This window comes from Rhizobium sp. LEGMi-198b, assembly GCF_054114205.1.
The window spans coordinates 279,605-292,028 of record NZ_JBSYVH010000007.1; the positions used below are offsets into that span (position 1 = coordinate 279,605).

Here is a 12,424-nt window from a genome sequence, read left to right on the forward strand (position 1 = left end):
TATTTTGCTAAGCGCCGTTTGCCAGGAAGCACGGCGGTGGACCGGGAGACATCCGAATGAACCGCTTCGAAAACAAGACCGTCGTCATCACTGGAGCCAGCCGGGGCATTGGCGCCGCCATCGCACGGCGCTTTGCGAAAGAGGGCGCAAATCTCGTCGTTTCCGCCAATGAGGAGTCGGTGCACTCCGTCGCCGAAGAGATCAAGAAGGATGGCGGCAAAGCGATCTCCTTCGTCGGCGACGTCACGGATAAGGCAAGCGTGAAGGCCCTTTACGATGCTGCGGAAGATGCCTTCGGTACTGTCGATGTCTCGATCCAGAATGCCGGCGTCATTACAATCGCGCGGATTGAAGACATGACCGAAGGCGAGTGGGACAAGGTCATGGCCGTCAACACCAAGGGTGTTTTCCTGTGCGCACAGGAAGCGATCCTGCGCATGCGCAAACACGGCCGCGGCGGACGCATCATCAATACCGCATCGGGACAGGCACGAGACGGCTTCATTTATACGCCGCACTATGCCGCCTCGAAGATGGGAGTGGTCGGGATCACTCAGAGCCTCGCAAAGGAAGTCGCCACCGAAAATATAACCGTCAATGCGTTCTGCCCGGGCATCATCGAGACGGACATGTGGGCCTATAATGATCAGGCCTGGGGTAAGCTCCTTGGCAACTACGGTCCGGGCGAGTTGATGAAGGAGTGGGTCGCAGGCATTCCGATGAAGCGCGCCGGTTCCGGCGAAGACGTCGCCGGTCTCGTCACCTTCCTCGCGAGCGATGATGCGGCCTACATCACAGGTCAGACGATCAATGTCGACGGCGGTCTCATCATGTCCTGAGTTCCGTCAGGCATGAGAAAACAATCTGTTCACCGGTTGTGTCGCAGAAAAGACAGTGAGAGGAAAACTGCCCTCTTGCGGGAGGCCATATCGATCGCCTATCTTATCATCGTTCTCAGGGCGGGGTGAAACTCCCCACCGGCGGTATCGAGGAAACTCGGAGCCCGCGAGCGCTTCCGCAAATTGCGGAGGGTCAGCAGACCCGGTGAGAGGCCGGGGCCGACGGTTAAAGTCCGGATGGAAGAGAGCAACCGTGCGAGCACCACCAGTGTTGTGGTGTGTCCGCAGGCTTGTTCGCCCAAGGGATAAACAGTGACTTCGAAAGAGGTCTTGGATGCCGCAAAAGCGGCTAACCCTTGAAAGGCAAAGTGCATGGCAATTTCCAAAATCGAAGACGCAATCGCGGCGATTTCACGCGGCGAGATCGTTGTTGTTGTTGATGACCAGGATAGAGAAAACGAGGGCGACCTTGTGATTGCGTCCGATGCTGTGACGCCTGCGGCAATTACCTTCATGATGAATCATGCGCGCGGTCTGATCTGTGTGGCCGTGGAAGGTGAAAGGCTGGATGAGCTCGACATTCCCCTGATGGTTCCACGCAATACCGAGGTTCTGAAGACCGCCTTCACGGTGTCCGTCGACTATATTCCCGAAACGACGACAGGGATTTCTGCAGCCGATCGCGCCGCGACGGTTCGTGCCCTCGTTACGCGGGGCACGCAGCCGGACGACTTTGCCCGCCCGGGGCATATTTTCCCGCTGCGCGCTCACCCGGCTGGCGTGCTTGGACGTCCCGGCCATACCGAGGCAGCCGTCGATCTCGCAAAGCTTGCCGGACGCTCCGGATCTGGCGTGATTTGCGAAGTCGCCAATGACGACGGCACCATGGCTCGCCTTCCCGATCTTGAGAAGTTTGCCGAGCGGCACGGCCTGCTCCTGGTGACGATTGAAGATCTGATCGCTTATCTGGCGCATCAGCGCGATCTGGCGACACCGGAAATGTCGGCAGCCTGACAGTAGGCGCGCGCCCGGTGGCCGGCGCCTGCCCACAGTTCCAAATCCACGCCGAGCTGCAGAGATTGGAGCGCGAGGAGTCTTTGACACCCCTCGCGCTCGCTTGTGCACTCCGGTCCATCACCAAGCCTTGAAATTCCAAACCGGAAGTTTGGACACATCCTCACCATCCGGAAGGCCGATATCCTGGCGCATGCGATTGGACAGATGAGAGGTTTGGTTTGCCTCTTGATGGCGCCGCCAGACGGCGAGAAACAACGCAAACGCGGTCTTCCGAGCGCCGAATTTCAGGCAGAGTTCATTAACCGTTGCCGAAAGGGTATCTGCAACCAAAGATTGTGCTTCGCGCATAGTGTCTTTCCCGGCGCAACGACGCAACCAGGTCCTTTCGAAGGTCAAAAGACGCGGGGATAACGGACGCGAAAATACGAACGTTCGTTCCGGTAGCCGGTCACGTCAAGATAATAGGGAAAATGCTAAACGGCAGAGAATCCGAGGGCTTAGAAAGCCTGGTGCCAATGTCGGCTTGGGCTCGAAGCGCAGCGCATCGATACCACCACGGCCATTCCGCCAGAGAAGCGTCTAAACATGACAATTGATTTCATTTCACGCCTCCTCTGATTTGATTGCGGATGCGCGTATGGTACACGAGATCGGTCAATCGGCAAGCATGCAATTTCACATTGCAGGAAATGGAGCGAGATTCGTTGCGGAAATGCAACACTGCGCCGACCCGCTCGCCTCTCTGCTCGCTATTATTCGGTCATTCATCGAGTGACATGTCGCCCCCGTTTGGCAGGCGTCACACTTGACCGCGCATTGCCCTTGCCGCTTTAGTGAAAAATGTTTCGGCGGTCCGTGAAGGGGAGAGACGCGGACGAAATTGGCCGGGAAACCTTGGGGAGGACCTCTCTTGTCGCTAAGACATCAGATCATTGCGCTGGCGATCATTCCGCTCGTGGTCGCGATTCTGGCGATCACGAGTTTCATCACTTGGCAGTCGGCGAACCTTACCCAAGTCAATATCGCGACATTCGAGCAGAACATGCTGAAAGCCAAGGAAACCGAAATCCTCAACCTGACCAATCTTGCCCTTTCGGCGATCCAGGCGACCTACGGAGATGCGGCCGCGGACGATCAGGCGGCCAAGGAAAAGGTAGCGGCGATCCTGACTTCGCTCGACTACGGCAAGGACGGATATTTCTTTGTCTATGACTATGACGGCAACAATATCGTCCATCCGCGCCAAATCTTCCGGCATGGCCGCAATTGGCTCGATCTGACTGATCCCAACGGCGACAAGGTCATCGCCGAGCTGATCGCGACTGCAAAGGCGGGCGGCGGCCTGCACCAATACAAGTGGCAAAAGCCATCCAGCGGCCAGGTGGCCGACAAGCTGTCCTTCGTCGTCGGGCTCGACAAGTGGCGCTGGGTCGTCGGAACTGGCGTCTATCTCGACGACGTTTACGCGCAGACGGCGGCGGCAAATGCGAGCATGCGCGCCAGTATCAAAAGCACCTTTGTGATCGTGGCGCTGATTGCCGTTCCCGCTGTTATCGTCGTCTTCACGACCTGCATGCTGCTTACTTTTCACGAGCGGCGCATGGCCGACGGCAGGCTCAAGGCACTGACCCAGCGGGTGATCGACACGCAGGAGGAAGAACGCGCCCGGCTTGCCCGAGAGCTGCATGACGGCATTTCGCAAAATCTACTCGGCGTCCGCTACGCCATGGATCTTGCCGGCCGCAAAGTCAGGACCGACGTCAACGATGCGGCGCTCACTATCGAGCGTGGCGTGGAGGCGCTGAATGGCGCGATCAAGGAGATCCGGCGGCTGTCCCACGATCTGCGCCCGCGTGTGCTCGACGACATGGGTCTCACCGCAGCGCTCGAGGCTTTGTGCCATAACTTCGAGGAGCGGAGCGGGATCACGACCGAAATCGAAGCGACCGGTTTCGTCGATCGGCTAAAACCCGAGGCCAGCACGGCTCTCTATCGCGTTGCTCAGGAGGCATTCAACAATGTCGAGCGGCATTCCGGTGCGAGCCGCCTCGCGGTAAAACTTTGGAGCGACGGCGGGCGGGCGCGCATGACCATCTCCGACAACGGCACGGGCTTCGGCGACGCCAGAACGGCAGCCGTCGGCGGGCACGGTCTAGGTCTGCGCAACATGCAGGAGCGAATGGCGCACTTCCGCGGCCTGCTTCTGATCGACAGCACGGCCGCTGGCACGACATTGACAGCGATGATGCCGAAATCAGCCAATACGCAGCCCCGCGATCAGGTCAAAGCCGCATGACAGCGCGTCCCAAGATCAAGGTACTGCTGATCGACAACCACCCGCTGGTGATCGATGGGCTGAAAGCGGTGCTCGAAACCTACGATCATATAGAGGTCGTAGGAACGGCAGGGCTGGCACAGTCCGGCCTGGACATCGGCCGCGACACGCGGCCCGAGGTCGTGCTGATGGATATCAACATGCCGAAGCTAAATGGGATCGACGCTATCGAACTCTTTCGAAACGAATTGCCCGAGGCGCGCGTCGTCATGCTCTCCATGCATGACAGCCGGGAATACATCTCCTCCTCCGTGATGCGCGGCGCTGCCGGCTATGTCCTCAAGGATGTCTCGACCGACGAAATCGTTTTGGCCATCGAGACGGTGGCTGAGGGTGGAACATATTTCTCGTCCGGTGTTGTTGACGTGCTGATGGAGCGAAAGAGCGGAAACGACACGGATTCCCTGACACCGCGCGAGCGCGACATCCTCGGCCTCATTGTTTCCGGAAGGAGCAACAAGGAGATGGCCGAAGCCCTCGGCATTACGCCCGCCACGGCCGAGACGCACCGCAAGAACGTCAAGAAGAAGCTCAACATTGCGACGACCGCTGGCCTCATCCGCTATGCGCTCGATCACGGCATCAGCGTCAAAACGCGATGAATCGACGTTCTACCCACTTCTGGGTAGGCCCGACCATTTCACTCCGTAGCCATCTTGTCTGACGAAAATCGCCACCATAGGACTTTACTGCGGCTGGCTTCAGGGCGAGCCGTTGGGAGGAATTCAAATGCATTAAGTCTGCTGCCGTTCAACCGGGGAACCTGTTGCAACGGCACGAGCCAAGCTGGCCTCGGCTGGCGACTGACAGGCTCGCCTTCCACGCTGACAACCGCAACTTGCCGCCACGTGTGGCGCCCGGAAGGTATCTGACATGGAAAAATCACGGAGCAAGGCAGCGCTTTGGCTGCTCGTCATTCCCTATATCGGCCTGCTCTGGCCATCCCTCTATAATATGCGCGAGCCGGCCTTGTTCGGTTTTCCCTTCTTCTATTGGTACCAGCTTCTCTGGGTGCCGATTACCGCGGCGCTGACCTTCATCGCCTATCGGAGCGTGCGCCATGACGACTGAGATCGACAGCACGGCGCTCGCCGTCTTCCTCTTCTTTTTCGCGCTCGTAACAATCTTGGGCTTCGTCGCGTCCCGCTGGCGCAAACCAGCCACGCTTGCCCATATCGACGAATGGGGCCTCGGCGGCCGCAGCTTCGGCACCTGGATCACCTGGTTCCTGGTTGGTGGCGATTTCTATACGGCCTATACGGTGATTGCCGTCCCGGCACTGGTCTACACGGTCGGCGCTTATGGCTTCTTCGCTCTGCCCTATACGATCGTCGTCTATCCCTTCGTCTTCATGGTGATGCCTGTTCTCTGGAAACGGGCAAGGGATTTCGGCTACGTGACCGCCGGTGACGTCGTGCATGGCCAATATGGTTCGCGCGCGCTCGAACTCGCCGTAGCGGCGACCGGCGTCATCGCCACCATGCCCTATATCGCGCTGCAGCTCGTCGGCATGACGACGGTCCTGAAGGCTCTCGGCCTGCATGGCGAACTGCCGCTGGCGATCGCGTTCATTGTGCTGGCACTCTACACCTATTCGGCGGGTCTGCGCGCGCCAGCACTGATCGCCTTCGTCAAGGACATCATGATCTACATCGTGGTGATCACTGCGGTGGCACTCATTCCCTCAAAACTCGGCGGCTATGCCAATGTGTTCGCCGCAGCCGATGCCGCATTCCAGGCCAAGGGATCCGGCAACCTACTCCTCGGCGGCAACCAATACGTCGCCTATGCAACCCTCGCCTTGGGCTCGGCGCTCGCGGCCTTCATGTATCCGCATACTTTGACGGGCATCTTCGCCTCGAACAGCGGCAAGACGATCCGCAAGAATGCCGTCTTGCTGCCAGCCTATACGCTGCTGCTGGGTCTTCTTGCCCTGCTCGGCTACATGGGCCATGCCGCCGGCCTGAAGCTCGAAAGCCCCAATGATGTCGTGCCGGCGCTTTTCAAGACGCTGTTTTCGGGCTGGTTCTCCGGCTTCGCCTTCGCGGCGATTGCGATCGGTGCCCTGGTTCCCGCTGCGGTGATGAGCATTGGCGCGGCAAACCTTTTCACCCGCAATTTCTGGAAAGCCTATGTCAATCCGGAGGTAAGCAGCGCGGGCGAAGCCAAGGTCGCCAAACTGACCTCGCTCGTGGTTAAGGTGGGTGCCCTGCTGGTCATCATCTTCCTGCCGACGCAGTTTGCGCTCGACCTGCAATTGCTGGGCGGCATCTGGATCCTGCAGACGCTTCCTGCCCTGGTCTTCGGCCTCTACACCAATTGGTTCCGTGCGCCGGGCCTGCTTGCTGGCTGGTTCGTCGGCTTCATCGGCGGCACCTTCCTCGTATGGGATGCCGGCTGGAAGCCGCTGCACCTGATCAGCCTCGGCGGAGAACCGTTCACCATCTATACCGGCCTGCTTGCTCTTGCGGCAAACATCGCCGTAGCGGTGGTGATCAACGCCGTCGTGCCGGCAAGGACCCCGGCGCGGGCTTGAAGCAAAAAGCCGAAGGACCGCAACAATGCGGTCCTTTGGATGAACACCATCTAGGGAAGGCATGCGATCGGAACCCCTATCCTGCTCCTAGAAAAGCGGCACAAAACGACCGTTTCACCACTTCCCGCACCTCACTTTAGGACGCGCGGAATTATCATACTAATATCCAGAATACGCAGACATATACAATAAGCGAAAGGAATATCCGATTGACGGCGGCGCTTGCCTCCGGAACACGTAAGAATGCACAGAGGGTTAACCTTCTTCGACACGTTATCGTCATCACTATTTTTATGAAATAAGTGATGGTGGTTTTTGAGCTCGGATTTTTCATATTCACTTAGTCGGCTCTTTAAAATCCTTCGCCGTCTGCGAAAGGATAGAGGCGGCAACGTCGCCATCGTCACTGCCCTCGCCATGGTGCCCATGCTCCTCGCTGTCGGCGCGAGTTTCGACTATATCCGGGCCTACAATGTCAGGCAGAGCATGCAAAGCGATCTTGACGCGGCCTTGATCGCCGCCGTCAAACAGATCGACACCGAAGACACCGACGCTCTCAAGGAAAAGGTTTCCGACTGGTTCCATGCGCAGGTGGAAAGCAGCTATACGCTTGGCGACATCGAAATCGATACGAGCAACCATCGCATAACGGCAACGGCAAGCGGCACCGTTCCGACGACTTTGATGCAGCTCGCGAATATCACTACCGTTCCCGTCAGCGTGGCAAGTGCCGTCAAAGGGCCGGCCACGTCCTATCTCAACGTATACGTCGTCATCGACAAATCCCCTTCGATGCTTCTGGCGGCAACGACTGCGGGTCAGCAGACCATGTACTCCGGCATCGGATGCCAGTTCGCCTGCCACACGGGCGACGAACACACTGTCAGCGGCACGTACTACGCCAACAACTACGCCTATAGTACCGCAAAAAATATTAAGCTGCGCGCCGACGTTGCCGTGGACGCCGTCAGCGAAGTGCTCGATATGATTGACGAGTCCGACAGCAATCACGAACGTATCAAAGTCGGACTATACAGCTTGGGTGACACGACCACGGAAGTTCTGGCTCCGACCCTGGATACTACGACCGCGCGCAAACGTCTTTCCAACGACAGTTATGGACTCACAAGCGCGACGTCGACGACTTATACTTATTTTGACGTCTCCTTGACGGCGCTGAAGAAGATGGTCGGTACCGGTGGGGACGGCACCTCCTCGGCCAAACCGCTCAAACTGGTTCTCCTGCTGACGGACGGCGTCCAGTCGCAGCGCGAATGGGTAATCAACGGGGTGACATGGAAGAATAACAAGGCCATTTCCGGGTCATACTGGAACAAGGTGGCGCCACTGAATCCGGATTGGTGCGACTATATCAAGAACCAATCCGCCACCATGGCGGTTCTCTATACCGAATATCTGCCGATCACCACGGACTGGGGTTACAACGCAACCGTCGGCTCGACCATGGCGAGCGCCAAATGGAAGAGCACTTGGGGCGGCACCATGGATAGCGGCGTATCGACAAGCATCACGAGACGCGACTATATCCCCTATGCGCTTGCCGACTGCGCATCCTCCAAGAGCCTGTTCATTTCTGCCTCGTCGTCGACGGACATCACGACGGGTTTGTCAGCGCTCTTTACGCAATATCTCTCATCCGTGCGGCTGACCCAATGAGGCGAGCGAAACCGTTTGCACTCCTGCGCCGCTTCCTCGCCGATCGCCACGGCGTCGCCGCGATCGAATTCGCGATCCTGGCCGTACCGCTGTTTATGTTCATATTTGCGACCATCGAAGTGTCGCTGATGTTTTTCGTGAACTCCGCACTGGACGCTTCGGTGCAAAAGATCTCGCGAATGATCCGTACTGGCGAGGTCGCATCCTCCAACCTCACATTGGCCGATTTCAAAGCCAAAATTTGTGCCGACATGCTCCTGTCGTTCGAATGCTCCGATAATCTTTTGGTAAAGGTCGACGTACTTTCCGACATATCGACCGTCGCCAGCACCGATCCCATCGACAGCAGCGGCAATCTTACCGTCACCGAGACTTATAATATCGGCAAGGGCAGCGATTACATCCTCGTGCAGGCGTTTCTGCCCTGGACCGCCGTCGTCAACTTTCTCACCTTGTCGAGCGCTGAGCTCTCCGATGGCCGCTATCTGCTCGGATCTTCCGTTCTGTTCCGCAACGAGCCTTTCTAACATGATCCCGAAACGGAACCTGTCCTTTTGCCGGCTGACCAAATTCTCTATTCGTTATCTGGCGCGCGATCGGTCGGGTGCTTCGGGCGTGGAATTCGCTCTCCTGTTGCCACTCCTGACAGCCCTCCTGTTTGGCGCCGTCGATCTTGGCCATGCGCTCACGGTCAGCCGGAAAATAGACGAGATCGCCTCCACCACGGGCGATATGATTTCGCAGCAGGGCACCTGGACCCAGTCCGACGTCGCAAAGCTTCTTACCGGCGCGAGCTTCATCCTGCAGCCTTATGACACCACAGGGCTGACGATCACGGTCTCAGTGAACGATATCAGCAGCACTGGCAGTGCGACGGTCAATTGGTCTGCCGCGTTCAATACATCCGCCCTTAGCTCCGGCGTGGCAAGCTCAGTCGACATACCGTCGCAGATACAGGAAGACGGCGTGCAGGTCGTGCTGACGCGGGTGAAATATACATTTACAACCCCCGTCTCGGCCTTTTTTGCAACCTTTACCGGCACGGATGGCTATAGCTTCGACCGCTATTTCTTCAATCGCCCAAGGGCCAGCGACAAAATCACTTACAAGTAGGTCGGAAGGCTGGCTCTCAGCATTTCGAGAGCCACTGCGATCATCTCGTCAGCCTCCGCTTCAATTCACACTCAATGAATTGCAAGAGCCCTGCATCGTGAGCTCTCACGGCGACATTCCGCCGCTCCTTTTGGCATTACTATAAGTTATGCGAAAGCAGCAAATTTATGCCGTTGAAGGGTCGGCCAGTTGGGCGAAGAATTGGACATCCAATTCATGAGGTCAGTTCATGCTACAGACATTCGCTTCGTCGATTTCCTCGCTGCTCGACAGCCGCGCCGACGGTCATTCGCTTCCTGCCGGACTCTACATTAGAGACGACGTTTTCGAGGCTGACCTCGATGTCTTTTTCAGGAAGCATTGGATCTGCATCGGCCTCGACTGCGACGTTCCGGAACCGGGCGACGCTACGGTCGTCGACATCGGCAACAGCAGCCTGATCATTCTGCGTGACGACGACAACCAGATCCGCGTCGTCCACAACGTCTGCCGCCATCGCGGCGCCCGTATCCTGGACGCAGGATCGACGGTCATTTCGAAGCTGGTCTGTCCCTACCATCAATGGACCTATGAGCTCGACGGCACGCTAGCGCACGCGCCCCATATGGGCATCGACTTCGACAAGAGCTGCAAGAGCCTCCGACCGGTGAACTTCAAGTCGATCGGCGGACTGATCTACGCCTGCCTTTCCGACAATCCTCCCGAAGACATCGACCGGCTCGAGCAGGTTATGACCGAGCGCTTGGCTCCATACGATATCCGCAATGCGAAGGTCGCCTACCAGACCGACGTCATTGAGAGCGGCAACTGGAAGCTCACGATGGAAAACAATCGCGAGTGCTATCACTGCTCCGCCAACCATCCGGAACTGTGCGTGTCGTTCGTCGATCTCGACTTCGGCTTCGATCCGGAGGCGCTGAGCCCGGAAGATCTGGAGGAGGCCAGGCAGCACGAAGCGCTCTATGCCGAACGCACCAAAAGCTGGGAAGCAGACGGTTTTCCGTCCGCCGCCGTTGAACAGCTCGTGGACTGCGCCACCAACTTCAGAACCCAGCGCCTCATCATCGCCGGCGCCGGCGAATCCCAGACGCCTGACGCGACGGCTGCGTGCTCGAAGCTGCTCGGCAGCATGACGCGAAAGGATCTCGGCGACACCCATCTCTGGGGTCACAATAGCTGGAACCACTTCATGGGCGACCACGCCGTTGTGTCTATCGTCATTCCGCTTTCCGCCGGAAAGACGCTGGTTCGCACCAAATGGCTGGTTCACAAGGATGCCGTCGAGGGTGTGGACTACGATCTGCAGAAGCTGACCGACGTCTGGGTCGCAACGACCGATCAGGACTCCGAACTCGTAGGCAGGGCGCATGCGGGCGCTCTTGATCCGGCCTATCTTCCCGGCCCCTACTCGCGCTTCTCGGAGACCACCCTCGACAAATTCGCAACCTGGTACATCGATCGGATGCGCGCAAATGGATACTAACGCGATGCAGACTTCGTTGGCTCCGCAGAGAGCGGAGTTCTGGGATAGCGAGCGCGATGACACACTCGTGTGCCTGGACGTTCATCAGGAGACGCATGATGTGAAGAGTTTCACGTTCGCGTCTTCCGAGGGAAAGCATTTCGCCTTCCAGGCGGGTCAGTACTTTCTTTTCGACTTTGCCATGGGTGCGGAGACCGAAAGCCGCTGTTACAGCATCTCGTCCTCGCCGCAGCGGACGAACGCGTTCACCGTGACGGTGAAGCGGGTTGCGAACGGCAAGGTTTCGAACTGGCTTCACGACAACATGGCCGTCGGAACCACCGTCAAGGCGCAGGGGCCGCTGGGGCACTTCGTTCGCCCCAGCACAGCCAGGAAGTTCCTGCTGCTTTCAGGTGGATCGGGCATCACCCCGGTCATGTCCATCCTTCGGGATTGCGGCGACACATGCCGCCCCACCGATATCGTCTTCATGCACGCGGCACGCACCCCGCGGGATCTCATCTTTCGCGGAGAGCTTTCGAACCTTGCCGTAAGGATGAAGACCGTCAGGCTGCATTTCCTTCCAGAGGTCGTGACCGGCGAGCCGTCCTGGTCCGGCCTGACGGGCCGGATCTCCGCCGAATTCATGAAGCTTGCCGTTCCGGACATCGCCGGACGGACCGTAATGTGCTGCGGCCCCGCGCCCTTTATGGCCGCGGCCCGCACGATCGCCGGGGATCTCGGAGTACCTTCGTCGAGCTATATCGAGGAGAGCTTTGACGCCGCGGTGATAGACGAAAACGAGATCGCCGCGCCGGAAGCGCCGGTTGGAAAGGTATATCAGGTCGAGTTCTCGAAGCAGGCACGCAAGATCGAGGTGGCCGACGAGCAGACGATATTGAGCTGCGCGAAGAAAGCCGGCGTAAGGATCCCCTCCTCCTGCGCCAACGGTGTCTGCGGCACCTGCAAGTCGAAGCTGGTGTCGGGCTCCGTGGATATGAAACACAATGGTGGTATCCGCCAGCGCGAGATCGACGCGGGACTGTTTCTTCCCTGCTGCTCCAAGCCTCTGAGCGATCTCGTCATAGAGCGATAAATCAGTCGCTTTAGGTGACGCCGGCATCGCTACCTCTGTTTCGGTTGCCAGAGGATCCGTCTGAAGCGCTGGGGGCGCGCCTTCCGACGCACATCAAGGCATCAATGATGGGGCAGCGATGGACGTCGGCTGCCAAAGCGCCTTCTCGTTCCCGAGGGTGTTTTGGCGGCCGCGGCCGCTTGCCGTCCTGATGTGGGCAACGCTCCAAGTCTACGCTCCCCAATTCTCGAATCTCTCGCGTCAGGCCGCTCAAACGGGCACGAAAGGCATTGCAATCTCCACGAAAGCCTTGACGTCTATCTTATGTCTACTTAATGTCTTCTAAAAGGCTAACGACATGAGCGACGAT

12 protein-coding genes and 1 riboswitch are annotated in these 12,424 nt (G+C 58.3%); of the genes, 11 read left to right on the forward strand and 1 reads right to left on the reverse strand.

Annotated elements, in window-relative coordinates; all coding sequences use genetic code 11:
• Nucleotides 1-56 precede the first annotated feature (56 nt).
• Nucleotides 57-839 carry a glucose 1-dehydrogenase gene (locus tag ACXHXG_RS24965; RefSeq protein ID WP_457901069.1) on the forward strand — a complete coding sequence of 261 codons (783 nt, stop codon included), beginning with the start codon at nt 57-59 and terminating at the stop codon, nt 837-839.
• A gap of 107 nt (nt 840-946) precedes the next feature.
• Nucleotides 947-1,092, forward strand: a riboswitch (FMN riboswitch).
• Between the two features lie 119 nt (nt 1,093-1,211).
• Complete coding sequence (gene ribB, locus ACXHXG_RS24970; protein ID WP_283053602.1) at nt 1,212-1,853, forward strand: 3,4-dihydroxy-2-butanone-4-phosphate synthase; 642 nt, start codon at nt 1,212-1,214, stop codon at nt 1,851-1,853.
• Between the two features lie 120 nt (nt 1,854-1,973).
• Here ribB and ACXHXG_RS24975 read toward each other — a convergent pair whose 3' ends face one another.
• Nucleotides 1,974-2,204 (reverse strand): DUF1127 domain-containing protein, encoded by a 231-nt coding sequence (locus tag ACXHXG_RS24975; protein WP_260304818.1) that lies wholly within the window; start codon nt 2,202-2,204, stop codon nt 1,974-1,976.
• A gap of 562 nt (nt 2,205-2,766) precedes the next feature.
• Here ACXHXG_RS24975 and mctS point away from each other — a divergent pair.
• The 9 genes from mctS (at nt 2,767) to ACXHXG_RS25020 (ending at nt 12,075) form a co-directional block, all read left to right on the forward strand.
• Nucleotides 2,767-4,152, forward strand: coding sequence for a two-component system sensor histidine kinase MctS (gene mctS, locus ACXHXG_RS24980; protein ID WP_104826278.1), 1,386 nt, complete (start codon nt 2,767-2,769; stop codon nt 4,150-4,152).
• A complete protein-coding gene (gene mctR, locus ACXHXG_RS24985; RefSeq protein ID WP_457901070.1) occupies nt 4,149-4,793 on the forward strand; it encodes a two-component system response regulator MctR in 645 nt (214 codons plus the stop codon). The genes mctS and mctR overlap by 4 nt, the downstream gene beginning before the upstream one ends.
• 271 nt (nt 4,794-5,064) lie before the next feature.
• The gene (locus tag ACXHXG_RS24990) at nt 5,065-5,262 is read left to right on the forward strand and encodes a DUF3311 domain-containing protein (protein ID WP_104826276.1); all 198 of its coding nucleotides are present in this window, start codon (nt 5,065-5,067) and stop codon (nt 5,260-5,262) included.
• Complete coding sequence (gene mctP / locus ACXHXG_RS24995) at nt 5,252-6,727, forward strand: monocarboxylate uptake permease MctP (protein ID WP_104826275.1); 1,476 nt, start codon at nt 5,252-5,254, stop codon at nt 6,725-6,727. Before ACXHXG_RS24990 ends, mctP begins: the two co-directional genes overlap by 11 nt.
• Nucleotides 6,728-7,042: 315 nt before the next feature.
• Nucleotides 7,043-8,404, forward strand: a complete 1,362-nt coding sequence (locus tag ACXHXG_RS25000; RefSeq protein WP_457901071.1) for a TadE/TadG family type IV pilus assembly protein — start codon at nt 7,043-7,045, stop codon at nt 8,402-8,404.
• The gene (locus ACXHXG_RS25005) at nt 8,401-8,931 is read left to right on the forward strand and encodes a TadE/TadG family type IV pilus assembly protein (protein WP_457901072.1); all 531 of its coding nucleotides are present in this window, start codon (nt 8,401-8,403) and stop codon (nt 8,929-8,931) included. The genes ACXHXG_RS25000 and ACXHXG_RS25005 overlap by 4 nt, the downstream gene beginning before the upstream one ends.
• Nucleotide 8,932: 1 nt before the next feature.
• Nucleotides 8,933-9,517, forward strand: coding sequence for a TadE/TadG family type IV pilus assembly protein (locus tag ACXHXG_RS25010; protein WP_457901073.1), 585 nt, complete (start codon nt 8,933-8,935; stop codon nt 9,515-9,517).
• A 229-nt stretch (nt 9,518-9,746) separates the two neighbouring features.
• Nucleotides 9,747-11,000: an aromatic ring-hydroxylating oxygenase subunit alpha gene (locus ACXHXG_RS25015; protein ID WP_457901074.1), complete on the forward strand. Its 1,254-nt coding sequence runs from the start codon at nt 9,747-9,749 to the stop codon at nt 10,998-11,000.
• Nucleotides 10,990-12,075, forward strand: a complete 1,086-nt coding sequence (locus ACXHXG_RS25020) for an FAD-binding oxidoreductase (protein ID WP_457901075.1) — start codon at nt 10,990-10,992, stop codon at nt 12,073-12,075. The genes ACXHXG_RS25015 and ACXHXG_RS25020 overlap by 11 nt, the downstream gene beginning before the upstream one ends.
• The last annotated feature ends 349 nt before the right edge of the window (nt 12,076-12,424 follow it).